Origin of the sequence: Archangium primigenium, from assembly GCF_016904885.1 — a bacterium.
Classification (GTDB): Bacteria; Myxococcota; Myxococcia; order Myxococcales; family Myxococcaceae; genus Cystobacter; species Cystobacter primigenius.
Window position 1 is genome coordinate 3,097,342 of the sequence record NZ_JADWYI010000001.1, and the last position, 24,372, is coordinate 3,121,713.

Consider the following 24,372-nt stretch of genomic DNA (forward strand, 5'->3'; position numbering starts at 1 on the left):
GGAAAAGCATGTCCCCTTACCGTCGAAGCAAGCGCGCGCCGAAGCTGGCCGCGGGTGGAACGTTCCTCGCGCTGGCCACCGTGGCCGCCGCCCAGGAGCAGGGCACGAGCATCGTCACGTTGGACACCGTCCAGGTGGAGGCCGAGCGCGACAGCGCCCAGGGGCCCGTGGAGGGGTACACCGCGCGCCGCAGCGCGAGCGGGACGAAGACGGACGCCTCGCTCCTGGAGACCCCGCAGGCGGTCTCCGTGGTGGGCCGCGCGCAGATGGACGCCCAGCAGGCGCAGACCCTCGTCGAGGCCACGCGCTACACGCCCGGCGTGCGCTCGGAGACGTTCGGCGCGGACTCGCGCAATGACTGGTTCCTGGTGCGAGGCTTCACCTCGCAGGACGCGGGCTACTACCTGGACGGGCTGCAGCTGTACTCGAGCGCCTTCGCCACGTGGCGCATCGAGCCCTTCGGCATGGAGCGGGTGGAGGCGGTGCGCGGGCCCTCGTCCGTGCTCTTCGGCGGCACCAACCCGGGCGGTCTGCTCAACCTGGTGAGCAAGAAGCCGTCCGCGGAGGCGGTGCGGCACGTGGAAGTGGGCGTCAACGAATTCGCCAACGGCTATGGCGCCGTCGACTTCGGCGGGCCCGTGGACAAGGACGGCCACTGGTTCTACCGCATCTCGGCGCTGGCCCGGGGCGGCGGTACCCAGGTGAAGGAGATCGACAACAACCGGCTCTTCATCGCGCCGAGCGTGACGTGGGCGCCCACCCAGCGCACCTCGCTCACCCTGCACGGCAGCTACCTGCTCGACCGCACGCGGGGCCAGAACTTCCTGCCCTACGAGGGCACCGTCACCCAGGCCCCCTACGGCCGCATCGCCACGGACCTGTACACGAGCGACACCAGCCTGGATCGCTTCAAGCGCGATCAGGCGCTGGTGGGCTACGAGTTCGAGCACCGCTTCGCCGACACCTGGACCGTGCGGCAGAACCTGCGCTTTGGCCGGCTGGGCATCGACTTCCAGACGCTCTACGGCGTGGGCTACGACGGCCCGCCAGAGAACGCCCGGCTCGCGCGCGGCAACTTCGTGACGACGCCCACGGCCAACCTCTTCACCGTGGACACCCAGGGCGAGGCGCGCTTCACCACGGGCCCGGTGCGGCACACGGCCCTGGTCGGCATCGACACCAAGCACTACCGCCTCGCGGACGAGCAGGGCTACGAGGCCGCCGAGTCGGTGAGCCTCGTCAACCCCGTGCGGGGCAGCTTCACGCCCACCGCCTCGCGCTACACGCTGGCCACGTCGCGCCAGAACCAGCTCGGCGTCTACCTCCAGGATCAGCTCCAGTTCGCCGAGCGGCTGCACCTGGTGCTCAGCGGCCGTCATGACTGGGTGGGCCTGCACCTGGACAACACGCTGCTGCCCACGGCGAACTACGACGGGGTCCAGTCGGCGTTCAGCGGCCGCGCGGGCCTGCTCTACGCGTTCGACTTCGGCCTCTCGCCGTACGTGAGCTACTCGCGCTCCTTCAACCCCGTGGCGGGCACCACCCCGGCGGGCAACCTCTTCGAGCCCGAGCGCGGCGAGCAGTTCGAGGCGGGCGTGAAGTACCAGCCCGTGGGCACCCGGCTGACGCTCGGCCTGTCCGCCTTCGAGCTGCGGCGGCAGAACTTCCTGACCACCGACGGCCTCTTCAACACCCTGCAGCTCGGCGAGGTGCGCTCGCGCGGCCTCGAGCTGGAGGCGAACGCGAGCCTCGCGCGCGGGCTGAGCCTGGTGGGCTCCGCGTCCTTCTACCGGCTGTCCATCACCAACGGCGCCGAATTCGAGCAGGGCAAGGTGCCCGTGGCCACGCCCTCGCTCATGGCCTCGCTGTGGCTCGACTACACGCTGCCGGACGGCTCGCTCAAGGGCCTCGGCGTCGGCGCGGGCGTGCGCCACGTGGGCGCCTCGTTCGCCGACCGCCTCAACGAGAAGGAAGTGCCCGGCTTCACGCTCGTGGACGCCGGCGTCCACTACGAGCGCGCGAACTGGCGCGCGGCCGTCAACGCCTCCAACGTGCTGGACAGCACCTACGTGTCCAGCTGCAGCTCCACCTCGGCGTGCTTCTACGGCGATCGCCGCCGCGCCATGCTCAACGTGGGCTACTCGTTCTGAGCGTCGCCTGAGTGAAGGGCCTCGCGTCCGCCGGGGAGGGGCTCAGCCCTTCGCCGGCGGACGCGGGCGCCCGAGCCCCCAGGCCACGGCCCCCGCGCCCGCCGCCAGCGCGCACAGCAGCACCTGGGCGATGAACACCGGCTCCTGTCCCCGCGCCAGGGCCGTGAAGAGGTTCACGTCCTGGAACACGACGTCCGCGGCCACGACGCCCGTGAAGAGCAGCGCGGCGCCCGCGCACAGGCCCGCGCCCATCCGCCGGGACGCGAAGCGAGGCACGAGCGTCACGGCCGCCCCCAGCGCCCAGGCCCCGAGAAACAGGCCGAACTCCCAGTCCGCGCGCCGCTCCAGGCCGCCGGGCAGCGCGCGGTTGGCCACGAAGTAGACGGCGCTGCCGAGCACCAGGCCCGCCGAGGTGCCCACCGTCAGCCGCTCCAGGCACCGGTTGCCCCAGTGGGCGCGCGCCGCGTCCCGGCGCTCCAGCCAGATGAGGTTGCCCGTGAGGATGACGACGCACATGGCCAGGGCCAGCAGCGCGTAGAGCCCCTTGAGCAGCAGGCCCCCGAAGTGGGCGTAGTGCAGGTCGAACAGCACGCGCTCGAGGGTGAAGAGCGGCCGGCGGTCCCCCTGGCTCGTGGACAGGGGCCGACCCTCCACGGCGTCCATCATGGCGTAGTGGTCCGCGCCCAGCGGCGCGAGCTGGAAGTAGACGCCCACCCAGGCGTTCGCATCGCCCCAGAGCTGCACGTCCACGTAGCGGGGCGTGCCCTCCGCGCCCGGCACGGCCTCGCGGGCGCGCGCGATGAGGGTGTCCAGCGGCAACATGACGGCGTCGCGCTTCGTCTCCGCGCGCACGAACTGCGCATAGCCCCGCAGCGCGGCCACCCGGTCCGCGTCACCCCGGTACACCGTGGCCGTGACGCCCTGGGCCAGCAGGCCGGAGAGGCACAGGATGGCGCCCGTCCAGCCCATCATCGCGGTGAAGGGCAGGCCGAACACGCCCAGCACCTTGTGGGCGTCCGACGAGGAGAAGCGCGCCTTGAGCGCGGGCCGGAAGGACCACCACTGCCGGCGCAGGTCCTTGAGGTGGATGACGAGCCCGCTCACCAGCGTGGCGAGCAGCGCCACCGCCAGCAGGCCCGACAGCTCCATGCCCCAGGGCACCCGGTAGAAGAAGTGCATCCAGTACAGCTCGCTCGCGAGCCGGCTGCGCGCGGGGCTCGCGCTGCCCGTGGCGGGATCCAGCCACAGCTCCCGCAGGCCCGTGGGCTCGAAGAGATAGGCCGTGACGAGCCGCGTCTCCTCGTGGCTGAGCAGGCCCACGTGCGCGCCGCGCGGGAAGGGGCCCAGGGCGGACACCTGGCGCAGCAGCGCATCGAAGGAGGGCGGCGCCGGGGCCGGCGGGGCCGTGTGGAAGGCGGGCTCCTGCCAGAGCTCGAGCTCCTCGCGGAAGAGCGAGAAGACGCCACAGAAGAAGACGACGAAGAGGAACAGGCTCGCGAGGACCCCGGCCCAGGCGTGCAGGTCCCACTGGATGCGGAACGTCCGAGGGGTGAACTTCAACCCGTGCTCCTCCACCAGAGCGCGGCCGCCACCGGTACCAGCACGGCGAGGCACACCCCCCAGGCCACCCGGCCATCGCGCAAGAGCGGGAGGAGGCACGCGAGCGCCACCCACAGGGGGATGATCACGTGGAAGCCCACGGCGAAGGACACGCCCCCGGCCTCGGGCAGCCAGGCCATCAGGCCCGCGCCCACCGCGAAGGCGACCAGCGGCGCGCCCACCACGGCGGCCAGGGTGCGCGCCGCGCTGTGGTTCACCGCCTTGTCCAGCACGGAGCCGCTCACGGGGGCACCCCCGCGAGCAGCACGGGCAGGAGGCCCAGCACGCCGCTCACGAGCGCCACCGGCCGCGCGCGCTCCGGATGCGGCGCCAGCACCAGCACCAGCACCGAGGCCGCCGTCATGGCGAGCACCGCCGTCACCAGCAGGCCCTGCACCGCGCCGTGCGCCGCCACGCCACACCCGGCCGAGGCGAGGGCCGCGCCCAGGGCCACCCAGCGCGTCCGCTTCTGGGCTCCCTGGCTGAGCCACGCCACGGCGGACAGGGCGAAGGCGAGCGCCGCGAGGCTCAGCATCGCCAGGCCTTTGTCGGGACACCGCGCGGAGGGAAGGAAGAAGGGGCGTGGGGCATCTCGGGGCTCGCGTGAATCCTGCGAATGATTCGCGTTTTCATCTGGGCCCGCTCGCCTGTCAAGCCAGGAGGTGGGACTTCCGGGGACGCTCCTACCGGGCGAGCAGGCGGGGACTCGGCGGGTGCGCGGGGCTTCCCTGTCCCCGGGTCCGAGGCGTGCCCAGTGTCATCGCGGAAGGCCGGTGCCTCGCGCGCGGCCCATGAGGGGAGCTACCCATGGTGAAGGCACTGTCGGAGCGCACGCTCTTCGCGGGATACGACAACAAGGACGACATGCCCCTGGGCTCCTACGCCGTGCTGATGGGCGTGTATGGCGGCGCGCTGACGGGCTACTTCGCCTGGCGGGGTGGGGGAGGCCGACGGGCCTTTCCCCGGATGGACCTGGGCGACGTGCTGCTGTTCGGGCTGGCCACCCACAAGATCACCCGCATCATCGCCAAGGACTTCGTCACCGCGCCGGTGCGCGCGCCCTTCGTGCGCTTCGAGCAGAAGGAGCGCGCGAGCGAGGTGAGCGAGTCCTCCCGGGGCGAGGGGCTGCAGCGCGCGGTGGGGGATTTGATCTCCTGCACGTTCTGCCTCGGCCCGTGGGTCGCCGGGGCGCTCGCCGCGGTGCACGCCCTCCGACCCCGGGAGACGCGGCTCGTGGCGTCCATCTTCGCGCTCACCACCTTGTCGGACTTCCTCCACCGCTCCTACGAGTGGGTGGGGCAGGGGCTCAAGCGGACCCGCGAGCGCGCCAAGGCCGTGGAGCTGTCCGAGGGCACTTCGCAGGAGCGCGACAGCGCCCAGGCCCACTGACACCGGGCCGGGATGTGCGTCCCAGACGGCCGCTGTAACCCGTGTGCCAGCGTACGTTGGCCCGCGGCGCGGCTTGTGGTTGTCCTCGTGCGTGCGGAGCTTGCGCCCCCGTGAAGCTGGCGCTGTGGACACGAGGACACGGGACGATGCCGGAACTCCAGGACGGGTGGGGCTTCAAGAGCGCGTGGGGTCTGTTCACTTGTCTGCTGCTGGCCGCGTGCGCGCCAGAGCCCGGCGTGGAGGAGGCCCAGCTCGTCGACCTCGAGCCTCCGGGGCTCCAGCCGCCCGTGACCACGCCCGAGGGGACCCCCGCGCCCGCTCCGGCGCCCGAGGGGGGCCTGCCCTCGCCGGAGCCCACTGGCGCCACCTGGTTCGTGAGCACCCAGGGCAAGGACACCGCCCCCGGGACGAGCGCGGCGCCGCTGCGGACCGTCCGCCGGGCCGTGGCGCTCGCCCAGCCGGGAGACCTCATCCGGGTGCGCTCGGGCGTGTACGCCGAGGACTTCGTCTTCGATGACCGGGGCGCGACCGCGGCCGCCATCACCGTGCGCGGGGAGGGCTCGCCCCTGCCCACGCTGGTGCCGGGGGGCGGCTCCACGACGGTCGTCCGCGTCCAGGGCCGCTGGCGCCTGGAGAGCCTGCGCGTGGACGTGGGGGGCGCGCCGATGCTCGCCGTGCTCTTCGAGAAGAGCTCGCGCGGCGCCGTGCTCGCCGGCAGCGAGCTGCGCAGCGGCGCCGCGGGGGCGGGGGTGCTCGTGGAGGGCGCCCAGGACGTGCTCTTGCGCGACAACCACATCCACCACTTCATCCGCGAGGATCGCGACTCGCACGGCGTGCTGGTGGTGGGGCCCTCGCGCGGCGTCACCGTGCGCGGCAACGACATCCACCACAACTCGGGGGACTCCATCCAGTGCCAGGCGGGCAGCGCGCCCGCGCAGGTGCTGCTCATCGAGGACAACACCCTGCACGACGAGGGCGAGAACGGCGTGGACATCAAGCGCTGCCTCGACGTCACCGTGCGCGGCAACGTCATGCGGGGCTTTCCCAACACGGCCATCCGCGCGCTGGGCTCCTCCGCGGGCGAGGCCGTGGTCATCCACGAGTCCGCCCAGCGCGTGCTCGTCCAGGACAACATCCTCTCGCGCGCGGGCCGGGGCGTCTCCATCCTCGCGGATGCCGCGCCGCCCGAGGACATCCGCGTGGAGAACAACCTCTTCCAGGAGATCCGCGACGTGCCCGAGGGCAACGGGCAGGGGGTGCGCGTGGCGGGCGCCCGGAACGTGACGGTGGTGGGCAACACCTTCGAGCGCACCGCGAGCTGGGCGATGATGCTGGCCGCCGATGGCGTGGAAGTCCCGGGCCTGGAGGTGCGCGACAACACGCTCCCGGGCACGTCCGCGAGCCTGCTGGTGCGGCTGGGCGAGGCGCGCTACCGGCCCGGCATGGTGCTGCGCGACAACCACTACGCGCGCCAGGGCATCCTCAAGGCGGACCACGTGACGGACGCGCTCACCGGCGCCAACGCGCGTTTCCTGCCGGATTTCCCCGGCGACCGGCTCACCCTCTCCTCGGACGCGAAGCTCCAGGTGTGGCGTCAGGTGCTCGGCCTGGACTCCGGGACGACGCTCCTGGAATGACCGCCGGGGGATGACGCGGCGCGTCCGAGCGCGCGGAAGGGTTGACCGCGAGGGGACCCGGGGGGAGGGTTGGCGGCGAATCCGAGTCCTCGCGGAGCGTGCATGCGTGGTGTGTTGAGCAAGCTGGGTTGGGCCCTGCTCGCCGTGGTGGGAGCGGCCTGTCTGGGTGTGGTGGCACTGCGGCGGGGCGAGACGCTCAACGCCACGTGGCTGGTGGTGGCCTCGGTGTGCGTCTACCTCCTGGGCTACCGGTTCTACGGGCGGTTCATCGCCGAGCGGGCGCTGCGGTTGGACGAGACGCGGGCCACGCCGGCCCAGGTGCGCAACGACGGCCTGGACTACGTGCCCACGGACAAGTGGGTGGTGTTCGGCCACCACTTCGCCGCCATCGCGGGCGCGGGTCCCCTGGTGGGCCCGGTGCTCGCCTCGCAGATGGGCTACCTGCCCGGCACCATGTGGATCCTCTTCGGCGTGGTGCTGGCCGGCGCGGTGCAGGACTTCATCGTCCTGTTCCTGTCCAGCCGCCGTGACGGCAAGTCGCTCGGCGACATCGTGCGTCTGGAGATGGGGCAGGCCTCCGGGGTGGTGGCCATGGTGGGCGTGCTGATGATCATGATGATCATCCTCGCGGTGCTCGCGCTGGTGGTGGTCAAGGCGCTGGCGGAGAGCCCCTGGGGCACCTTCACCGTGGCGATGACCATTCCCATCGCGCTGGTGATGGGGCTCTACCTGCGCGTGTTCCGGCCGGGCCGGGTGCTGGAGGTCTCCGTCCTCGGCTTCGTGCTGCTGATGCTGTCCATCTTCCTGGGCGGCCAGGTGTCCGAGTCCCCCACGCTGGCGCCCCTGTTCACCTTCGACGCGCGCGCGCTCGCGTGGATGCTCATCGCGTACGGCTTCTGCGCCGCGGTGCTGCCGGTGTGGCTGTTGCTCGCGCCGCGCGACTACCTGTCCACGTTCCTCAAGATTGGCACCATCCTCGTGCTGGCGCTGGGCATCGTCCTGGCGGCGCCCGACCTGAAGATGCCCGCCGTCACGCGCTTCGTGGATGGCTCGGGGCCGGTGTTCTCCGGCAACCTCTTTCCCTTCCTCTTCATCACCATCGCGTGCGGCGCGGTGTCCGGCTGGCACTCGCTCATCGCCTCGGGCACCACGCCCAAGATGCTGGCCAACGAGCGCGAGGCGCTCTTGGTGGGCTACGGCGCCATGTTGATGGAGTCCTTCGTGGCCATCATGGCGCTCATCGCCGCGTCGGTGCTGGACCCGGGCGTGTACTTCGCCATGAACGCGCCGCCGGCCGTCATCGGCACCACCGTGGAGCAGGCGGCGCGCACGGTGAGCGAGTGGGGCTTCGTCATCACCCCCGAGGTGCTCAGCCAGACGGCGCGCGACATCGGCGAGTCCTCCATCCTGTCGCGCACGGGCGGCGCGCCCACGCTCGCGGTGGGCATGGCGCAGATCCTCCACTCGCTCATGGGCGGCGAGGGCCTGATGGCCTTCTGGTACCACTACGCCATCCTGTTCGAGGCGCTCTTCATCCTCACCACCGTGGACGCCGGCACGCGCGTGGGCCGCTTCATGATTCAAGAGCTGGCGGGGCTCGTGTACGCGCCCCTGCGGCGCACCGAGTCCTGGGGCGCCAACCTGGCGGCCACGGCGGTGTGCGTGGCGGGCTGGGGCTACTTCCTCTACCAGGGCGTGGTGGACCCGCTGGGCGGCATCAACACGCTCTGGCCCCTGTTCGGCATCGCCAACCAGATGCTCGCGGCCATCGCCCTCACCCTGTCGTGTGTGGTGCTGGTGAAGATGAAGCGCGAGCGCTACCTGTGGATCCCCGCCCTGCCCACCGTGTGGCTCGTGGCCTGCACGCTCACCGCGGGCTCGCAGAAGGTGTTCGGCGCGGACCCCCGGGTGAGCTTCGTGGCCCACGCGCGCAAGTTCGCCGCCGCCGCCGCCGAGGGCAAGGTGCTCGCCCCGGCCAAGAGCGTGGCGGACATGAACCAGGTCATCTTCAACGACTACCTGGACGCCGGGCTCACCGTGCTCTTCATGCTGGTGGTGGTGGCCACCCTGGGCTTCGGCATCCGCTCGGCGCTCAAGGCCCGGGCCTCCGCCGAGCCCACCGCCCACGAGTCCCCGCGTGTCCCGCTCTCCTCCGTGGGCTCCTGACATGCCCGCCCTCCGAGAGCTGCTGCGCGCCGCCTGGCGCCGGGCGGTGCAGATGGCCCGCCTGAGCATCGGCGTGCCGGACTACGACACCTACGTGGCCCACATGCGCCGGCACCACCCCGAGCGCGAGGTGATGAGCTACGCGCGCTTCTTCGACGAGCGCATGCAGGCCCGCTACCGCGCCGGCGGCGGACGCTGCTGTTGAAGGGCCGGCCCTGGGCGGGTGAGCGGGCTCCCGGTCGTCCGGGGGCCCGGTCCCACCGAGGGCCCGTGCGCTCCGCTGGGGGAAAAGAATTCCATCGAGCGGGGTTTCACTCCGGGTTTCGCCTGGAGATGTGCGCATGGAGCAGCACCGTCGGTTCCTTCTCGCGCCGTTCATCGTGCTGGTGCTGGTGGTGGGCTGCTTCGGCGCCTCCGTGGCGTACGTGGAGCATGTGCGCAGGGAATTGGCGGAGACGGCGCTGTCGTACGGGCGGGTGACGGGGCCGCTGCTCTCGCCGCTCACCGACATGCGCTTGCAGGTCCACCGCATCGTGAGCCTGGGCCGCAGCGAGCCGGGCCTGCACTCGCGCGCGCAGCGCATGGAGATCGTGCGCGAGGCCCTGCGCGAGTTCAACGTGTCCTACCAGCGCTACCTGACCATGGCCCGCGGGCTCCAGGGGGCGCCCTTTGGCGGGGAGCTGTCCGTGGCGGTCGATCGGCTCGACGCCACGTGCGCGCAGGTGATGGAGCACGAGGCGAACGAGGCCGAGGCGGGGGCTCCCGAGCCGCCGTCCCTGGAGCACCAGCGGCTCATCGATGCCTCCGAGTCCGTCACCCGGCTGTTGATGAAGGAGATGGCCGTGGGGGCGCGCGACTCGAACCTGTCGCTCGCCGCCTTGGAGGCCGCGAACACGCAGGCCCTGCGGCTCGGGCGCACCCTGTATGGGGTCTGCGGGCTCACGGCGCTCGTCGGGGGCCTGCTCGCCGCGTATGTCGTCCGCAAGCACCTGCGCCTGAGCGAGCTGTACACCCGGCTCCAGGCGGAGCGGGCGCGGGAGCTCGAGCAGTTCTCCGGCCGGGTGGCCCACGACATCCTCGGGCCCCTGCAGCCCGTGTCCCTGGGGCTGGAGCTGCTGGGGCGCAAGCGGGCGGGGGATGCCGAGGTGATGGGGCTCTTGGCCCGGAGCCAGCGGGGGCTGGCGCGGGTGCGGCTCATCGTGGAGGGGCTGCTGCGCTTCGCCCGCGCGGGGGCCCAGCCCGAGCCGGGCCAGAGCGTCTTCCTGCCCGGGGTGGTGGACGGGCTGCGCGAGGACCTGGGCCCTCCGGCGGAGCTGGCGGGGGTGGGGTTGAAAATCGATCCCCTGCCCGAGGTGAAGGTGGCGTGCTCGGAGGCCGCGCTCGTGGTCGTGCTGCAGAACCTCATCCGCAACGCGGTGAAGTACATCGGCGAGGGGCCCCTCAAGCAGGTGGAGGCGCGCGCCACGGTGGCGGCGCGCACGGTGCACCTGGTGGTGCGCGACTCCGGCCCCGGACTGCCGCCGGGCATGGAGCGCTCCATCTTCGAGCCCTACGTGCGGGCCACGCGCGGCTCCCAGCCGGGCATCGGCCTGGGCCTGGCCACCGTCAAGCGGATCGTCGAGGCCCATGGCGGGCAGGTGGGGGTGCACTCCACGCCCGGCGCCGGGTGCGCGTTCTGGGTCGAGCTGCCGCTCGCGGTCTGACGAGCCCTCGGGCGCGTCTTGGGGCAGACTCCCCGGCACGAGGAGGCGCGCATGGCGGAGCTCGAATCGGAGATGGGGGATGGCTCCACGCCGGACATCACCCCGCTGACCGCGGAGGACGGGCGTCGGCTGCCCCTCTCCGCCTTCACGGTGCTGGCGGGCGGGGACGTGTTCGAGTCCGGTCGGGGGCAGCCGCCCGCGGACGGCCCGCGCCGGGCCCGGGCCTGGTTCCAGGCCAAGGTGGAGCTCAAGGCGCACGGGGCGCCCGCCGCGCTGCTCCAGCGCGTGGAGGGGGACATGGTGCGGCAGCTCGCCGGCAACCTCCCGCTCATCGGCCGCATGGAGGCGGCGCGGCCCCTCGAGGTGGACCTGATTCCCCCGGGGCAGCCCCTGGCGCGCTACGGCTATCCGCGCTCCGTGTCGCCGCGCGCCGCGGGCCTGTTCTGGGTGCAGCCGGAGTGGGCGCGGGCGCGCATCGCCCTGCGGCAGGACCTGCTCGAGCGCGAGCCCCATCTGGTGTTCCACGAGCTGGCGCACGCCATCCAGGGCCTGGCCTTCACCGAGGAGGAGAACGCGCTCATCTACCGCACGCTCCAGCGCACGTACCGGGTGCGCTCGCGCATGGACGAGGTGTTCGCCCTCTACAGCGAGCGCGAGTTCGTCCCCAGCGTCACCGCGCACGATCTCCGGGCCCCGGGGGTGTACGGCATGGCGCGCCAGCGCTGGAACGAAGAGCACGTCTTCACGCGCTTCGTGCGCCTGCTCTACTTCCCCTACAAACCCCTGGCGGGCCCGGGCGTGTCGCGCGCGGGGCAGGGGGCCTCCTTCTTCGGATAGGGCGGACAGCCAGACGGGCGTCCGCTGGAGAGGCACCCGCCGCCAGGGCGGTGCTTCCCCGCGCTCATTCCTAGTGTGTATGAGGGTGAGCGACGCGCGGGGAGGCGGCATGTCGTGGCTGTTCAGGTGGGGCGCTCCGCTGAGTGCCGCCCTGGTGTCGGTCTTGGGAAGCCTGGTGCTGATGGGCTGGTCGTTCGGCCTCACGCCTCTGACGCGGGTGCATCCCTCCCTGCCGTCCATGGTGCCGCTCTCGGCGGTGTCCCTGGTGGTACTGGCCGGTGGGCTGGCGGGCCTGTGGTCGGGGGGCCGCTGGATGTGGGCCGCGCGTCTGGCCGCCGGGAGTGTGTCTGGCTGGAGCCTCCTGCTGCTCGCCCTCTACGCCTGGATCGCGTGGGGGTCGCCCCTGCGGGTCCCCGCCGCCTGCTCCATGTCCACGCCGACGACGGTGTCCTTCGTGCTGCTCGCCGGGGCGATGGGCAGCGCGAGCGGACGCGGGCACCGCTTGGGGCGGCCCGCGCCCTGGCTGACCCTGGCCGCGATGTTGCCTCCGCTCGTCGCCCTGGCGGGCTACGTCTTCCAGGACCATCGCCTCTATGCGCCGGGCCCCCACGGGGGCATGGCCGTGCACACCGCCACGGGCCTGCTGCTGTTGAGCGCCGGCACGCTCGCGCTCGACGCGACCTGGGGCTTCATGGGCGCCCTCACCACCCGGGCCGCGGGGGGCGTGCTGGCGCGCCGGATGCTTCCCGCCGCGCTGTTGCCCCTGCTGCTGGGTGGACTGCTGACCCGGGCGAGCCGCGCGGGACTGCTCGATCCAATCCTCGCCCAGGCCCTCTTCGGCGTGCTGATGATGCTGGCCTTCGCGGTCCTCACCTGGCTCAACGCGCTCCGGCTCAACCGCGGCCACGCCGAGCAGGTGAAGGCCGAGCAGCGCGCCCTGTCCGAGGCCGAGCGCCAGCGCGTGCTGGCGGCCGACAACGCCCGGCTCCTGGCCTCCGCCGAGAAGGCCGCGCGTGACCGGGAGCAGGTACTGGCCGTGGTGTCGCACGATCTCAAGAACCCCCTGTCCGTCATCCGCTTGAGCACCACCCTGCTGGCCACGCGGCTCGCGGGCACGCCTGTGGAGGCGGGGCTGGGTCGGCAGGTGGCGGCCATCGATCGCGCGGCGGCGCACATGCTCACCCTCATCCACCAGCTCCTGGACGCGGCGCGGCTCGACGCGGGCCAGGCGCTCGCCGTGGAGCCCCGGTCGCAGCCCCTCGCGCCCGTGGTGGAGGAGGCCCTGGCGCTCGTGGAGCCCCAGGCCTCGCAGAAGGCGCTGGCCCTGGAGCGGCGGCTGGAGCCGGGCCTGGAGGCCGCGTTCGACCGCGACCGCATCCTCCAGGTGCTGGCCAATCTCCTGGGCAACGCGGTGAAGTTCACCCCCCTGGGCGGCCGCATCACCGTGGAGGCCTGGCGCGAGGGCGACGACGTGCGCGTGCGCGTGCACGACACCGGCCCCGGCATTCCCGAGCTGCTGCGCGACCGGCTCTTCGAGCGGCACTGGCAGGCGCGGGAGACGGCGAGCCAGGGCAGCGGCCTGGGGCTCTACATCGCCCGGGGCATCATCGACGCCCACGGCGGCCGCATCTGGGTGGAGGAGGGCAGGCCCCTGGGGGCGGCGTTCGTCTTCTGCCTGCCCCCGCGGGCGCGCGAGGCGTGAGCCCGGGCGCTCAGCGCTTGCGGCGCGAGCGGGGCGCGGCGGCGGGGGGCGGCTCGGTGCCCAGGGCCGCCACGCGCATGCCCAGCGACTCGGCCACGCCCACCGCCGTGGCGAGCGGCACCTGGGTGTCCTTGAGCCGGTTGCGCGCCGGATCCAACGCCAGCCCCACCGCCCGCGAGAAGTCCGTGCGCGTGAGCACGCAGCCGCGGAAGTTGCTGCCCGTGAGCTCCGTGCCCGCGAAGTCCGCGTCCGTCAGATCCAGGTCGAAGAAGTTGGCCTCCTGGGCCGTGCAGCGCAGGAAGGCCGTCTTGCGCAGGCTCAGCCCCACGAACGAGGCGTAGCGCAGCTGGCAGTCCGTGTAGGACACCTCGGGGTTGGCCGACACGCCCGACCAGTCGATGCCCATGAGCTTCGAGCCCTCGAAGCGCACGCCCCTGAGGGCCGCCTGCTCGAAGCGGGCCCGGGTGAGATCGCACCCGGTGAAGACGCAGTCCTCGAACTTGCACCCGCGCCACTGGCTCTCCTGGAGCTGGCCGCGCTGGAACGTGCACCGGTAGAACTCCTTGTGGTGCAGCGCGCGCCCGGACAGCTCCAGATCACTGAAGGTCTCGTGCTCGAAGGTGTCCTCGCGCTCCAGCCGCCGTGCCTGCCCGGCCGCCTGCCCGGCCGCCTGCCCGGCCGCCTGCTCAATGTCCTGGGGGGACGCATCCTTGGGGGAAGTGCTCACCCGGCCTGCTTCGCACGGGGCTCCGGCGCCGGGAAGCGCCAACCCCCTGTCCGGCGGAAGTAGGACCCCCGACCACTGAAATCTCGGGAGAAACCTCCCCCGGGGCCCCCGTAAAAACTTCCGGACTTCAGGCATAAGCATGCGGGCCCAGGGGTGCAAGCCCTTGTATTCACTCGGAACCGTGCAGGGCGGACCTTGGCACTCCGCTTGCTAAAAGCAAGGGCACGCAGTCTTCGCGGTCCTACCCCACGCGCCTTCCCCGAGAGACCACCATGACCCAGGCTTCCGCCTTCTCCTCCGCTGACTCCCTCTCCACCTACCTGTCGGAGATCAGCCACTACCCGCTGCTGACGGTGCAGGAGGAGCAGGCCCTGGCGCGTCGTTTCCGGGAGGGCGACCTGGCCGCGGGCCACCGCCTGGTGACGAGCAACCTGCGCTTCGCGGTGAAGGTGTCCTACGAGTACCGCTCCTACGGCCTGAAGATGTCCGACCTCATCCAGGAGGCGAACATCGGCCTGATGAAGGCGGTGCAGAAGTTCGACGCGGACAAGGGCATCCGCCTCATCTCCTACGCGGTGTGGTGGATCCGCGCCTACATCCAGAACTACGTGCTCAAGAACTGGAGCCTGGTGAAGCTGGGCACCACCCAGGCCCAGCGCCGGCTGTTCTTCGCGCTGGCCCGCACGCGCCGGGAGCTGGAGAAGCTGGGCTCGGGTGAGGGCGTGGCCGTGGACGCCGAGGAGATCGCCCGCAAGCTCAACGTGAAGGCCACCGAGGTGCGCGAGATGGAGCAGCGCATGGGCGGGCGGGACCTGTCGCTGGACGCGCCGGTGGGCGAGGAGGGCGACGCGACGCACATGGACTTCGTGGAGAGCGAGTCGGCCTCGCAGGTGGACGAGGTGGCCGACCGCCAGGAGGCCAACCTCACGCGCACCCGCATCCAGCAGGCGCTCACGCGGCTCGATCCCCGCGAGCGCTTCATCATCGAGCACCGGGTGATGGGTGACTCGGAGATGACGCTCAGCGAGCTGGGCGAGCACTTCGGCTTCTCGCGCGAGCGCGCGCGCCAGCTGGAGATCCGCGCCAAGGACAAGCTCAAGGCCGAGCTGCTGTCGCTCATGGCCGAGCGCGAGCAGCACGAGGCGGGCTTCGGCGGCTAGTCGTCTCGCCGCGAGGCGCGGTGCCAGCACCCCGGGGGACCGCTCACCGCGGTCCCCCTTCGCGTTTTCAGTGCCACGTTTTCAGTGCCCTCTTTTCAGTGCCACCAGGAGTCCGGCGCCACCCGGTAGAAGTCCACGAGCGAGGCGAACTCCCGCACCTCGGCGGGCGCGACCGGGGGCCGCGAGGCGTGAAGGTTTTCCGCCATGCCCGAGGGGGTGCCTGTAAGGATTTCCGCCATGCTGCTCAGGGGCGCGACCTTCCACAGGCGGCGCAGCTGCTCCTCGGTGACCTCGCCCAGCCACTCGCCCCGCTCCTCGTCCACCACGGGCAGCCGCCGCACGCCGTGCTCCTGCATGACCCGAAGCGCCGCCATGATGGTGTCCTTGGCGAACAGCATCACCGCCTGCGCCACGTCTTCCGGCCCCTGCTCCTGCGCATCCATCGTCGTGTCCTCCCCGTCGCCCTGCCTGTCCTGAGGTACTAGCAAGGCGCTTGCCAGCGAAGTCCGGGCCTGGCGGGGAATGCGAGACCGCCTCGGGTCTGGGCTAGCATGCGAGGGCTTCCTCTCAGGAGGCGGAGCACCAGGAGGTGCCGTGGCGCGGGTGATGGCGAGTTTGTTGCGGCTCAACGCACATTTCGGAGGGCGGTTGCTGACCACGGGCGTGGCCATCGCGGGGACCTTCCAGCCCTACTTCTGGCTCAACGATCACCTGCCGCCGCGCTTCGACTTCCTCACGCCCCTGGACACGGCCATTCCCTTCCTGCCGTGGACCTACGCCCTCTACTCCAGCTTCTTCGCGCTGCTGCTGGGCGCGGCGTGGCTGCTGGATGGGCACGAGTACCTGCGGATGCTCGGCGCGGTGCTGCTGGCCAACGCCGTGTGCTACCTGGGCTTCTTCCTCTTCACGGCGCACTACCCGCGGCCTCCCCTGGACAGCATTCCCCCGGGCTTCTGGCGCGAGCAGTTCCGGCAGATGCGCGCCTCGGACAACGCGGGCAACACCTTTCCGAGCATCCACGTGGCCACCACGCTGCTCGGCGCGCTGCGGCTGCGCCACCAGCGGGGCGGAGCGCTGTGGGTGCTGTGGGCGGTGCTCATCTGCCTGTCCACGTTGACGGTGAAGCAGCACTACGTCGTGGACGTGCTCGGGGGCATCGGGGTGGCCTGGGGCGTTCATGCCCTGCTGTTCCGCCGCCCGGTGCCCGCGCTCGCGGCCCCCGTGGAGGCCCGGTCATGAGCGGCCCGTCCGTGAGTGGCGCGGGCGTACCGCCCCGGCCCCCGGGGACCCTCAACGTGTGCCTCGCGCTGGGGATCGTGGCGGGGGGCGTGGGCCTGCAATGGCTCGCCTCCCGGGCGGAGGGCACGGCGACGCTGCTCGGGCTCGGCGTGGCCTTCTCCTTCCTCTTCCTGCCGCTGTACTCGCTGCTGCACGAGGCCGAGCACCGCGTCTTCCACGTGAATCCCCGCGTGAACGAGGGCTTTGGCCTGCTGCTGGCCGCCTTCTTCCCCGGGCCCTTCACCTTCCTGCGCGCGTGCCACCTGGGCCACCACCGGCGCAACCGCAGCGACGCGGAGATGTTCGACCTGTACTACCCCTCGGACAACCGCACCTGGAAGCGGGTGTACTTCTACTTCCTCTACACGGGGGGCTTCTGGCTGGCGGTGCCCCTGGCCGTGGGGTCGATGCTGGTGTGGCCGGGCTTCCTGCGCGGCCAGGTGATCAAGGATCCCTCCACGGTGGCCATGCTCCACGGCATCCCCGAGGGCTTCTTCCGCCGCATCCGCCTGGAGTGCGCGGGCGTGGTGCTGCTGCACGCGGCGCTCATCGGGGGCCTGGGCTTGTCGCCGGGGCGCTACCTGCTGCTCTACGCGCTCTACGGCGTGAACTGGTCGGCCCAGCAGTACATCACCCACGCGGCGAGCCCCCGCCACGTGCTGGACGGAGCGCACAACCTGCGCGCCTGGCGCGGGTACGAGGTGTTGCTCCTGCACTTCAACTGGCACCTGGCGCACCACCAGCACCCGCGGGTGCCGTGGCTGTACCTGCCGCGCTACGACGATGCCTCGCGCACGCGGCCCGGCTACCTGACGTCCTTCCTGCGCTTCTGGCGGGGACCGCGGCTCACGGAGCCGCTGGCCCAGGCGCCGGGACTGGCGGGGACTCTAGAGGAGGCGTCGGCGGGGGACGCTTCTTCTGGGGAACGAAGCCGCGAGGACTGGGCAGCAACAGGAACTCCAGCGTCTCCGAATAGCCCCGGTAGCCGGAGAGCTTGCTGACCTTGCCGCCGTCGGGCGCGACGTAGACGAGCGTGGGGAAGTTGAGGACCTCGAACCGCTTCTGGAGCGCCTTCACCTCGGGCGGGTTCTCGCCCTCCTCGTTCATGCGATCCGTCACGCGCACCGGCAGGTAGGCGGCGTTGATCTTCTGGGCCGCGTCCAGGTCGTTGAACACCTGGCGCTCGAGCAGGTGGCACGGCTCGCACCAGTCCGCGGTGAAGTCGTAGAGGATGGGCAGGTTGCGCTCGCGCGACAGCTCGCGGGCCTCGTCCAGGGACAGCCACCGCACCTGGCTGTGGGGCTGGGACGGGTGGTGCTTCTCGTAGACGGTGCTGGCCACGCGGGCGCCGAGCAGCACGGGCAGGGCCACGAGCAGCCAGCGGGGCTGCGAGCGCGTGGTCCGGGGACTAGCGGGAGGCATAGGACACCTCGCGGCGGTTGAAGACGTGGATGCCCAACCACAGCCACAGGGCGATGTTGGACAGGTAGGTGAAGAGCCGGGCCCAGGAGATGGGCGTGGCGTCGAAGGTGGGGCGCAACTCGAGCATGGGCATCAGCAGCCCCGAGAGGAACTGGCGCAGCGTGAACACGATCTTGAAGGGGTCGTCCCGTCCGTAGCCGGGCAGCACCAGCTCCACCAGGTAGAACAGGGCGCCCCACATGACGATGTTGCCGAAGGCGGGCAGCCGCGTGGAGAAGGCGACCAGGGGCGCGGCCATGCCGAAGCACAGGGTGACGCGCTCCAGGCCGTTGATGAGGAAGTCCCAGCCGCTCGTGTAGAAGATGGACTCGTGGGGGAGCGCCGAGGCCATCAGGATGAGGCCGCCTTGCGCCAGCAGGTGGAGCAGCGCCCAGAAGGAGGCCACGGTGCCCAGCGCCGCCCAGGACGTGAGCACGTAGCTCGAGCGGGGCACGGCCCGGGTGAGCAGCACGGGCAAGAGGCCCGTGGAGGCATCCCGGCCGATGCTCCCCAGCGCCAGGACGAGCGGCAGGAAGAGCATCTCGCTGGGGGACTCCAGCCGGGGGCTGACGTCGAAGTTCGTCGACAGCAGCAAGGCGATGTCCTGCGCGGAGAAGATCAGCAGGAGCACGAGCGGCAGGGCAAGCGTGGGCAGCCAGTGGAAGGAGCGCCAGACCCGCGAGCGGTAGAGGACCCAGTTCATGGCGCGCGGCCTCCCGAGCCCTGGAAGAAGCGCTCCAGGCGGCCCTCTTCCCGCGTGGCGCTGGCCACGGGCAGGCCCGCGTCCAACAGCGCCCGCAGCAGCCGCGAGGCGGCCCAGTCATCCTCCACGGAGAAGCACAACGAGTCCTCGGCGGTGTCCATGGGGGTGGCGCCTTGCTCCTGGAGCAGCCGCGCGAGCCGCTCGGGGGAGAGGGGGTTGGTGCCCGCCCAGCGCACCCGCAGGGCATGCCGGCCGCGCTGGGTGGCCGAGGCCCGGAGGTCCTCGATGGCCTCCACCCGGCCCGCGCGGAAGAACGCCACCCGGTCGCACACGCGCTCGAGCTGCGCCAGGTCATGCGAGTTGATGAGCACCGTGACGCCCTGGGCCTTGAACTCGCCCAGCAGCGCGCGCAGGTGCAGCAGTCCCTCGGGATCGATGCCGAGCGTGGGCTCGTCGAGGAAGAGCATGCGCGGCTGGCCGATGAGCGCCTGGGCCAGCCCCAGCCGCTGGAGCATGCCGCGCGAGAAGCTGCGGGGCGTCTTGTCCCAGACGGCCCGGTCCAGTCCCACGCGCGTGAGCAGCGCCTCCACGGCGCCCGCGCGCTCCGTCCGGGGTCGCCCGGCGAGGTCATGGTGCAGGGTGAGCACCCCCCGCGCGGTCAACTCCGGCTCGAAGGCGATGCGCTCGGGGAGGTAGCCCGTGACGCGGCGAACCTCCAGGTCGTCCGGCGCCCGTCCCGCCACGAGGATGCGGCCCGTGTCCGGCCACATCAGCCCGAGCATGCACCCGAACAGGGTCGTCTTCCCGGCGCCGTTGGGGCCGATGATGCCGAAGGTCTCTCCCGCGTGGACATGGAGGTTCACATCCGAGAGGACCCGGAGGCCTCGACGGTAGGACTTGCTGACGCCCTCGACTTGGACGTCGGGGACGGGGAGCGCGGAGGCGGACATGGGGCTCAGGGGCTGCTCGGGGGGAGTTGATCCGGGTGGGTGGGCACGCGGATGTCCCCGGCGATGATCTTCGCCTGGAAGTCCGCGAGGGCGCCGAGCGCCTCGGCCTTGCCGGGGAAGTCTAGCCGCACGGGGGCGAGGGTGATGCCGCCCTCCTTGAGGCCCAGGTTCTGGGTGCCCCCCTGGAACGTGCCGGCGCGCTCGTCCTTCACGGCCTCGTACACCACGCGGTCCACGCGCTTGACCACCGCGGACAGCACCGCCTGGGGCGCCAGGTGCGAGGGATCCGAGTCCACGCCGATGACATAGACGGGCTTGCCCGCGTCGCGGGCCTCCTTCACCGCCTGGATGGCACCCAGTCCGTCCACGCCCGCGGCCGCGAAGATCACGTCCGCGTCCTTGACGAGCAGGTCCTGTCCCACCTGCTTGCCCAGGGCGAAATTCGTGAAGCCACCGGTGTAGTTGACGAGCACCCGGGCCTGGGGTCGGGTGGCGGCCACGCCCGCGCGAAAGCCCGCCTCGAAGCGCTTGACGAGGGGAATCTCCATGCCGCCCACGAAGCCCACCGTGCCCGTCTTCGTCACGAGCCCCGCGAGCGCGCCCACCAGGAAGCATCCCTCCTCCTCGCGGAAGACGACGGTGCGCACGTTGGGCAGGGTGAAGGGCTCGCCCTGGGCGGACAACAGCGGGCTGTCCACCAGCAGGTAGTGCATGGAGGGGTTGCGCCGCGCGGCCGTCTCCACGGCGTTCTCCATCGGGAAGCCCACCGCGATCGACAGGGGCACGCCCTGGTCCGCGAGCAACTGCAGGTTGGGCTCGTAGTCCTCGGCCACGCGGCTCTGCACCACCAGGGGCGTGACCCCGAGCGCGGGCAGGGGCGTGTCCAGGCCCTCGAGCGAGGCCCGGCGCTCCTCGGCGCTCAGCGGCTGGTAGCCCTCTCCCGCGGACTTCACGCCCGCGGACCACTGCTCCAGTCCCCGCAGGGCGGAGTCATTGAAGGACTGATCGCCCCGTCCGCCGAGGCTCAGCACCAGCCCCACCCGGGACACCTTCGGGGCGGGCGGTGCGGGCTCCTCCTTGCGGCTCTTGCAGGCGGACACGGCGGACAGGGCGAGAACGAGACCCAGGACGGACACGCGCATGGGCCCGTCCTAGCACGTCTAGGCGCCCGTTCCGTCGGTGCGCATGCGGTTGAGCCGGTCGTAGTGGCGGTAGCCGAGTTGATCCAGCGCGCCCGCCGGCGCCAGGCCGATGTCCACCAGGGTCTTGATGTCGTAGGTGCCCGCGAGCACCGGCGGGGCATAGGCCTCGACGACCTCGGGGGTGCGGAACTTCGGCAGCGGGAAGAGCACGGTGCTCGTGTGCACGTGCATGAAGTGCGCGGCGGACTGCCGCTGCCAGCCCGGCACGCCCGGCGCGGTGATGACGTGCGGCGTGGCGAGGAACGTGCCGCCGGTGAGGATCTCCAACTGCTGGCCCACCTGCGCCACGATGCACCCGGCGGGAGCCGTGCCCCGCACGAGCCGCCCCTTGGGCTCCTCGGGGGTGGCGCGGGTGCGCAGGTACAGGCCGCTCTGCTCGTCCGGCTTGCCGGCCGGTCGGGCCTGGGGGTCCAGGAAGCGGCCCCCGGGCAGCAGCGTGAGCAGGTTGAAGTCGGTGTGCTCCTCGCCCCAGAGGATGCCCGTGTTCACCTGGTCGGGCTTGAGCGGCAGGTACTGCAGGGCCCGCGTGACGTGGGGGCCGCGCGCGCAGGGATCCGTGAAGGCGGTGGTCGGCAGGCCCAAGGCCTGGGCCGCGCCCCGCAGCAGCGCGAGCCCCGCCTCGTGCAACGCCCGACCCAGCGTCAGCAGCCCGTCCTGGAAGTACGCGGGCGCATCGGGCGGCCAGAGGTTGTCCGGGTAGAGGCGCGGGAACTCCAGCGCCGAACTCTCGTCGGGCGGGTAGGGCGCGGCGAAGTAGCACTCCTTGAAGTCGGGCTGTCCGTTGCCCGCGACCGCCACCTCGGTGTTGGGCGGCGTCCAGCCGCGCTGGTACCAGAGGTCGGCGCGCCCGTAGGGCTTCTTGGCCTCGGTGGACCAGCCGATGAACGCCCCGAAGGCGTCGTAGTAGCGCTCGAGCGCCGCGGCATCCACGCCGTGGTTCTTCACGTAGACGAGCCCGAAGACGCCGAACGCCTCGCGGATCGCCGCCGCGCCCCGCTCGACGCGCGCGGGGTCGTCCGACGAGAGATCATGGAGATCGACAGTGGGGATGTTCATCGAGGTCTCGGCCATGGAGACCCCAGGTGTACCTCGCCTCACCCCCTGAGCGGAATACGCTCGCAGTGGAGGGCTCCGCCTCGGCGGGCGGCGCCCCCCCTCCCGGGCCTACCGGGTCCCCGGCGAGATGGGCTGGACGCCCATGGGCGTGGTCGAGGTGTTGTTGCCCGGCAGCTGCGACTGGGTTCCCGGCACGCCGAGGGACGGGTTGGAGGTCGAGTCGAAGGCGGAGGACCCGGGCGGCGTGAGAGGCGAGGTCGTGGTGGTGCTGTTGAGCCCCGAGCCCAGGGGCGTCTGGAGGCCGTAGTTGTTGCTCAGGGGCTGCTGGAGACCATAACTGCCCGTCATGGGCTGGTTGAGCTGGGTGCTCCCCGTCATGGGCTGGCTGAGCTGATAGCTCCCCGTCATGGGTTGCTGGAGCTGGGTGCTTCCGGTCATGGGCTGCTGGAGTTGGGTGCTCCCCGTCATGGGCTGCTGCAGGGGGATGGTGCCCAGACCGGGCTGGAGCTGGGTGCCGTCCGTCACGGACTGCTGGGCGCCCGCCACGCTCGCGGAGGCCGCCACGATCGCGATTGCCAGGATGCTCGTGCGCATGGGATTGCCTTTCCTTGGGATGACAAAGAGATAGCCACGGGCGGGCGAGCGGAGAAGCTTCCCAGGGGGTCGCTGGAACCTGGCGGGTGGCTGCCTGGTGGCTCTCCCTACGGGGGCCAGAACGTGACGGCCCGGGCCGTCTCCGAGCGCCAGACGGGCCGGGTGCCCCGGTACAGCCGGGGATGGCCTCCGGAGTCCGCGAGGGACAGGAGCAGGAACGCGCCCTGGGTCCGCGCCCGGGTCAGGTCGTTCGCTCCGTAATCGAAGCCCGGCAGGGCCAGGGCCCGGCCCCGTTCCACCTTGCGCAGCAGGCCCGTGGCGAGCGCCCGCTCCCCATAGGGGACGCCCCATACGGCCAGGGTGGCGATACCCTCGCGCAGCAGCGCCCACTCCCCGTCGGGCTGCTCCGGCGTGAGCGGATGGAGCTGATCGAGCAGCGCGTCGCTCTCGATCTCCTCGGGGGTGAAGCGGGGATCCAGCGTGACGTTCGAGCGCTCTCCGAGCGAGGCGCGCGGGCCCAGCTCCGCGGTGCCCACGGCGTCGGTGGTGAGCTTCACCTCGCGGCGCACCCAGGCGCCATCCCGCCAGGCGAAGGCATGGGCGAGCAGCGGACGGCCGCGCCCCTCCAGGTGGAAGGACAGGCGGGTGCCATCGATCTCCACGCCGCCCGCCCGCTCCTGCTCGGGGGTGAGGCGCTGGAGCGTCAGGCCGAGCAACTGGCCCGAGGCGTCGAAGCCGAACTCGATGAGCTCGCCCGAGCCGGGCAGGGGCAGCTCTCGCGCCGTGGCCGTGTCCACCTCCACGAGGAACAGGCGATCCCGGAACGCGGCGGAGGGGAAGGGCTCGGGGAAGGTGGGGCGGCCCTGGACGGGAGCGCTGACGCCGCCGCGCCAGAAGCGGATGGCGCCCCACCGGCCATCGCGGCTCACGGCGGTGGTGCCGCCCTGACAGCCCGCCGCGAGCCGGGCGAGCACCTCGCGCGTCTGCCGGACGGGCTGGAAGCGGACCCACTCACAGCCGTCCGCCGAGGGCTCCAGCAGGGACAACACGGGGCCGCTCGCCGGGGCCGCCGGAGCGCGGGGAGGACCCGGCTCCGCGGCCAGCACGGCGAGTGGAAGGCACGACAGGAGAAGGAGCCGCGTGGGCTTCGTGGGCTTCATGGGACGGCGACAGTGTCCCATGAATGGGGCGTCAGATGTTCCAGCGCACCATGCCCTGGAGCACGTTCTCGATCTTCCCGGGGATGAGGTAGCGGTTGAAGGCGAACTGGTACTCGGCTCCCAGGTAGATCTTCCCGGGCGTGAAGCGGATGAGCTTGCCGAAGTCCCACAGCAGCTCCGGCTGGGCGAGGAAGAAGCGGTTGCCGCGGAACCCCTCGAGCGAGCCGATGCCCTCGCCCTCGCCGAACAGGCCCGTCTGGAAGAAGCCGAGGAAGAGGAAGTCCTGCTCGGCGATGGAGAAGGACTTCTGCCAGGCGGCGCCCACCTGCAGGTCCACGCCCCGGTAGCCCCAGTCATCGCGGATGACCGTGGTCACCGTCACGAAGTCCATGGTCGGCACGCGCAGGTCCCACTGCAGGCCGTAGTAGTGGAGCATGCCGAACTTGCTCACGTGCTCCGCCTCGTACTTGAGCGACACGTTGAGCAGCGGCCCCCAGTCGAACTTCCGGTTGAGTGCCGCCTCGGCGATCGTCTTGGGCGACACCGCGACGGTGATGCCACCGAAGAAGCCGCCCTTCTCGTTGGGGCTGGCCGTGGGGGCGTTGGCCGCGTTGAAGGGACCGGTGATGTCGTAATAGAGGAAGACCGATCCGTACTCCCACTGCTGGAAGGCCTTGATGGTCAGCGTGGTGCGGGCCCCGGCGCCATTGAAGTCCTGGTTGAAGCAATCCACGGCGCCCACGTAGCGGCCCGTGTTGTTGATCTTCGCCTTGTCTCCCGTGAGGCAGGGCGCCCTCAGGAGTTCGAACCAGACGCCCGCGAAGGCACTGGAAGAGGTCAGCAGGGCAGCGAGCACCGCGAAGGCGTACAGCGGACGACGGGTCATGGCGTTTTCCTC

23 protein-coding genes and 1 pseudogene are annotated in these 24,372 nt (G+C 71.6%); 11 read left to right on the forward strand and 13 right to left on the reverse strand.

What is annotated here, in order from left to right:
- The first annotated feature begins 8 nt into the window (after nucleotides 1-8).
- Nucleotides 9-2,150 (forward strand): TonB-dependent siderophore receptor, encoded by a 2,142-nt coding sequence (locus I3V78_RS13135; protein WP_204487693.1) that lies wholly within the window; start codon nucleotides 9-11, stop codon nucleotides 2,148-2,150.
- 42 nt (nucleotides 2,151-2,192) lie between these two features.
- Here the strand turns inward: I3V78_RS13135 and I3V78_RS13140 are convergent, their stop codons facing one another.
- From I3V78_RS13140 to I3V78_RS13150, 3 genes are read right to left on the reverse strand one after another with little or no spacing between them, the layout of a single operon-like run.
- Entirely contained in the window at nucleotides 2,193-3,710 is a 1,518-nt protein-coding gene (locus I3V78_RS13140) for a PepSY-associated TM helix domain-containing protein (protein ID WP_204487694.1), read from the reverse strand.
- The gene (locus I3V78_RS13145) at nucleotides 3,707-3,994 is read right to left on the reverse strand and encodes a hypothetical protein (protein WP_204487695.1); all 288 of its coding nucleotides are present in this window, start codon (nucleotides 3,992-3,994) and stop codon (nucleotides 3,707-3,709) included. Before I3V78_RS13145 ends, I3V78_RS13140 begins: the two co-directional genes overlap by 4 nt.
- Nucleotides 3,991-4,284, reverse strand: a complete 294-nt coding sequence (locus I3V78_RS13150) for a hypothetical protein (RefSeq protein ID WP_204487697.1) — start codon at nucleotides 4,282-4,284, stop codon at nucleotides 3,991-3,993. The genes I3V78_RS13145 and I3V78_RS13150 overlap by 4 nt, the downstream gene beginning before the upstream one ends.
- Before the next feature lie 272 nt (nucleotides 4,285-4,556).
- Between I3V78_RS13150 and I3V78_RS13155 the strand changes: the two genes are divergently transcribed.
- The 7 genes from I3V78_RS13155 to I3V78_RS13185 all read left to right on the forward strand — a co-directional run bounded on the left by I3V78_RS13155 (nucleotide 4,557) and on the right by I3V78_RS13185 (nucleotide 13,183).
- Nucleotides 4,557-5,138, forward strand: coding sequence for a DUF1360 domain-containing protein (locus I3V78_RS13155; protein WP_204487698.1), 582 nt, complete (start codon nucleotides 4,557-4,559; stop codon nucleotides 5,136-5,138).
- 146 nt (nucleotides 5,139-5,284) lie between these two features.
- The gene (locus I3V78_RS13160) at nucleotides 5,285-6,775 is read left to right on the forward strand and encodes a right-handed parallel beta-helix repeat-containing protein (RefSeq protein ID WP_204487699.1); all 1,491 of its coding nucleotides are present in this window, start codon (nucleotides 5,285-5,287) and stop codon (nucleotides 6,773-6,775) included.
- Between the two features lie 102 nt (nucleotides 6,776-6,877).
- Nucleotides 6,878-8,941 (forward strand): carbon starvation CstA family protein, encoded by a 2,064-nt coding sequence (locus I3V78_RS13165; RefSeq protein ID WP_204487701.1) that lies wholly within the window; start codon nucleotides 6,878-6,880, stop codon nucleotides 8,939-8,941.
- 1 nt (nucleotide 8,942) lies between these two features.
- Nucleotides 8,943-9,146, forward strand: coding sequence for a YbdD/YjiX family protein (locus I3V78_RS13170; RefSeq protein ID WP_204487702.1), 204 nt, complete (start codon nucleotides 8,943-8,945; stop codon nucleotides 9,144-9,146).
- A gap of 136 nt (nucleotides 9,147-9,282) precedes the next feature.
- Nucleotides 9,283-10,644: a sensor histidine kinase gene (locus tag I3V78_RS13175; RefSeq protein WP_204487703.1), complete on the forward strand. Its 1,362-nt coding sequence runs from the start codon at nucleotides 9,283-9,285 to the stop codon at nucleotides 10,642-10,644.
- Between the two features lie 51 nt (nucleotides 10,645-10,695).
- Nucleotides 10,696-11,481 (forward strand): hypothetical protein, encoded by a 786-nt coding sequence (locus I3V78_RS13180; RefSeq protein ID WP_204487704.1) that lies wholly within the window; start codon nucleotides 10,696-10,698, stop codon nucleotides 11,479-11,481.
- A gap of 109 nt (nucleotides 11,482-11,590) precedes the next feature.
- Nucleotides 11,591-13,183, forward strand: a complete 1,593-nt coding sequence (locus tag I3V78_RS13185; protein ID WP_204487705.1) for a sensor histidine kinase — start codon at nucleotides 11,591-11,593, stop codon at nucleotides 13,181-13,183.
- A 10-nt stretch (nucleotides 13,184-13,193) separates the two neighbouring features.
- Here the strand turns inward: I3V78_RS13185 and I3V78_RS13190 are convergent, their stop codons facing one another.
- Nucleotides 13,194-13,910: a pentapeptide repeat-containing protein gene (locus tag I3V78_RS13190; RefSeq protein ID WP_338023554.1), complete on the reverse strand. Its 717-nt coding sequence runs from the start codon at nucleotides 13,908-13,910 to the stop codon at nucleotides 13,194-13,196.
- A gap of 272 nt (nucleotides 13,911-14,182) precedes the next feature.
- Here I3V78_RS13190 and I3V78_RS13195 point away from each other — a divergent pair, with 272 nt between their 5' ends.
- Nucleotides 14,183-15,070 carry an RNA polymerase factor sigma-32 gene (locus I3V78_RS13195; RefSeq protein WP_204487706.1) on the forward strand — a complete coding sequence of 296 codons (888 nt, stop codon included), beginning with the start codon at nucleotides 14,183-14,185 and terminating at the stop codon, nucleotides 15,068-15,070.
- A 95-nt stretch (nucleotides 15,071-15,165) separates the two neighbouring features.
- Here I3V78_RS13195 and I3V78_RS13200 read toward each other — a convergent pair whose 3' ends face one another.
- The gene (locus I3V78_RS13200) at nucleotides 15,166-15,513 is read right to left on the reverse strand and encodes a CBS domain-containing protein (RefSeq protein WP_204487709.1); all 348 of its coding nucleotides are present in this window, start codon (nucleotides 15,511-15,513) and stop codon (nucleotides 15,166-15,168) included.
- 151 nt (nucleotides 15,514-15,664) lie between these two features.
- Between I3V78_RS13200 and I3V78_RS13205 the strand changes: the two genes are divergently transcribed.
- Both I3V78_RS13205 and I3V78_RS13210 read left to right on the forward strand, forming a co-directional pair.
- Complete coding sequence (locus tag I3V78_RS13205; protein WP_204487710.1) at nucleotides 15,665-16,309, forward strand: phosphatase PAP2 family protein; 645 nt, start codon at nucleotides 15,665-15,667, stop codon at nucleotides 16,307-16,309.
- Nucleotides 16,306-17,349, forward strand: coding sequence for a fatty acid desaturase family protein (locus I3V78_RS13210; protein ID WP_204487711.1), 1,044 nt, complete (start codon nucleotides 16,306-16,308; stop codon nucleotides 17,347-17,349). Before I3V78_RS13205 ends, I3V78_RS13210 begins: the two co-directional genes overlap by 4 nt.
- A 25-nt stretch (nucleotides 17,350-17,374) precedes the next feature.
- On the opposite strand, the pseudogene I3V78_RS39190 reads toward I3V78_RS13210, so the two are convergent.
- From I3V78_RS39190 to I3V78_RS13245, 8 genes and pseudogenes are all read right to left on the reverse strand, one after another.
- Nucleotides 17,375-17,770 (reverse strand): annotated as a pseudogene (locus I3V78_RS39190) (thioredoxin family protein); the annotation flags it as partial.
- Nucleotides 17,757-18,512, reverse strand: a complete 756-nt coding sequence (locus I3V78_RS13215) for a hypothetical protein (RefSeq protein ID WP_204487712.1) — start codon at nucleotides 18,510-18,512, stop codon at nucleotides 17,757-17,759. The gene I3V78_RS13215 and the pseudogene I3V78_RS39190, both read right to left, overlap by 14 nt.
- Nucleotides 18,509-19,462: an ABC transporter ATP-binding protein gene (locus I3V78_RS13220; RefSeq protein ID WP_204487713.1), complete on the reverse strand. Its 954-nt coding sequence runs from the start codon at nucleotides 19,460-19,462 to the stop codon at nucleotides 18,509-18,511. The genes I3V78_RS13215 and I3V78_RS13220 overlap by 4 nt, the downstream gene beginning before the upstream one ends.
- 5 nt (nucleotides 19,463-19,467) lie before the next feature.
- On the reverse strand, nucleotides 19,468-20,604 hold the full coding sequence (locus tag I3V78_RS13225; RefSeq protein WP_204487714.1) for a BMP family lipoprotein: 1,137 nt from the start codon (nucleotides 20,602-20,604) through the stop codon (nucleotides 19,468-19,470).
- 18 nt (nucleotides 20,605-20,622) lie between these two features.
- Complete coding sequence (locus I3V78_RS13230; protein ID WP_204487715.1) at nucleotides 20,623-21,735, reverse strand: isopenicillin N synthase family dioxygenase; 1,113 nt, start codon at nucleotides 21,733-21,735, stop codon at nucleotides 20,623-20,625.
- Between the two features lie 93 nt (nucleotides 21,736-21,828).
- Complete coding sequence (locus tag I3V78_RS13235) at nucleotides 21,829-22,314, reverse strand: hypothetical protein (RefSeq protein ID WP_204487717.1); 486 nt, start codon at nucleotides 22,312-22,314, stop codon at nucleotides 21,829-21,831.
- Nucleotides 22,315-22,421: 107 nt separating this feature from the next.
- Nucleotides 22,422-23,474 carry a hypothetical protein gene (locus tag I3V78_RS13240; protein ID WP_239576407.1) on the reverse strand — a complete coding sequence of 351 codons (1,053 nt, stop codon included), beginning with the start codon at nucleotides 23,472-23,474 and terminating at the stop codon, nucleotides 22,422-22,424.
- Between the two features lie 31 nt (nucleotides 23,475-23,505).
- Nucleotides 23,506-24,360 (reverse strand): hypothetical protein, encoded by an 855-nt coding sequence (locus tag I3V78_RS13245; protein ID WP_204487718.1) that lies wholly within the window; start codon nucleotides 24,358-24,360, stop codon nucleotides 23,506-23,508.
- Nucleotides 24,361-24,372 lie beyond the last annotated feature (12 nt).

Excerpts from the sequence above, each read along its gene's own strand:
- I3V78_RS13135 (WP_204487693.1), top strand. The coding sequence starts at position 9 with ATGTCCCCTTACCGTCGAAGCAAGCGCGCGCCGAAGCTGGCCGCGGGT.
- I3V78_RS13150 (WP_204487697.1), bottom strand. The coding sequence starts at position 4,284 with ATGCTGAGCCTCGCGGCGCTCGCCTTCGCCCTGTCCGCCGTGGCGTGG.
- I3V78_RS13155 (WP_204487698.1), top strand. The coding sequence starts at position 4,557 with ATGGTGAAGGCACTGTCGGAGCGCACGCTCTTCGCGGGATACGACAAC.
- I3V78_RS13160 (WP_204487699.1), top strand. The coding sequence starts at position 5,285 with ATGCCGGAACTCCAGGACGGGTGGGGCTTCAAGAGCGCGTGGGGTCTG.
- I3V78_RS13165 (WP_204487701.1), top strand. The coding sequence starts at position 6,878 with ATGCGTGGTGTGTTGAGCAAGCTGGGTTGGGCCCTGCTCGCCGTGGTG.
- I3V78_RS13170 (WP_204487702.1), top strand. The coding sequence starts at position 8,943 with ATGCCCGCCCTCCGAGAGCTGCTGCGCGCCGCCTGGCGCCGGGCGGTG.
- I3V78_RS13175 (WP_204487703.1), top strand. The coding sequence starts at position 9,283 with ATGGAGCAGCACCGTCGGTTCCTTCTCGCGCCGTTCATCGTGCTGGTG.
- I3V78_RS13180 (WP_204487704.1), top strand. The coding sequence starts at position 10,696 with ATGGCGGAGCTCGAATCGGAGATGGGGGATGGCTCCACGCCGGACATC.
- I3V78_RS13185 (WP_204487705.1), top strand. The coding sequence starts at position 11,591 with ATGTCGTGGCTGTTCAGGTGGGGCGCTCCGCTGAGTGCCGCCCTGGTG.
- I3V78_RS13195 (WP_204487706.1), top strand. The coding sequence starts at position 14,183 with ATGACCCAGGCTTCCGCCTTCTCCTCCGCTGACTCCCTCTCCACCTAC.
- I3V78_RS13200 (WP_204487709.1), bottom strand. The coding sequence starts at position 15,513 with ATGGATGCGCAGGAGCAGGGGCCGGAAGACGTGGCGCAGGCGGTGATG.
- I3V78_RS13210 (WP_204487711.1), top strand. The coding sequence starts at position 16,306 with ATGAGCGGCCCGTCCGTGAGTGGCGCGGGCGTACCGCCCCGGCCCCCG.
- I3V78_RS13215 (WP_204487712.1), bottom strand. The coding sequence starts at position 18,512 with ATGAACTGGGTCCTCTACCGCTCGCGGGTCTGGCGCTCCTTCCACTGG.
- I3V78_RS13220 (WP_204487713.1), bottom strand. The coding sequence starts at position 19,462 with ATGTCCGCCTCCGCGCTCCCCGTCCCCGACGTCCAAGTCGAGGGCGTC.
- I3V78_RS13225 (WP_204487714.1), bottom strand. The coding sequence starts at position 20,604 with ATGCGCGTGTCCGTCCTGGGTCTCGTTCTCGCCCTGTCCGCCGTGTCC.
- I3V78_RS13230 (WP_204487715.1), bottom strand. The coding sequence starts at position 21,735 with ATGGCCGAGACCTCGATGAACATCCCCACTGTCGATCTCCATGATCTC.
- I3V78_RS13235 (WP_204487717.1), bottom strand. The coding sequence starts at position 22,314 with ATGCGCACGAGCATCCTGGCAATCGCGATCGTGGCGGCCTCCGCGAGC.
- I3V78_RS13240 (WP_239576407.1), bottom strand. The coding sequence starts at position 23,474 with ATGAAGCCCACGAAGCCCACGCGGCTCCTTCTCCTGTCGTGCCTTCCA.
- I3V78_RS13245 (WP_204487718.1), bottom strand. The coding sequence starts at position 24,360 with ATGACCCGTCGTCCGCTGTACGCCTTCGCGGTGCTCGCTGCCCTGCTG.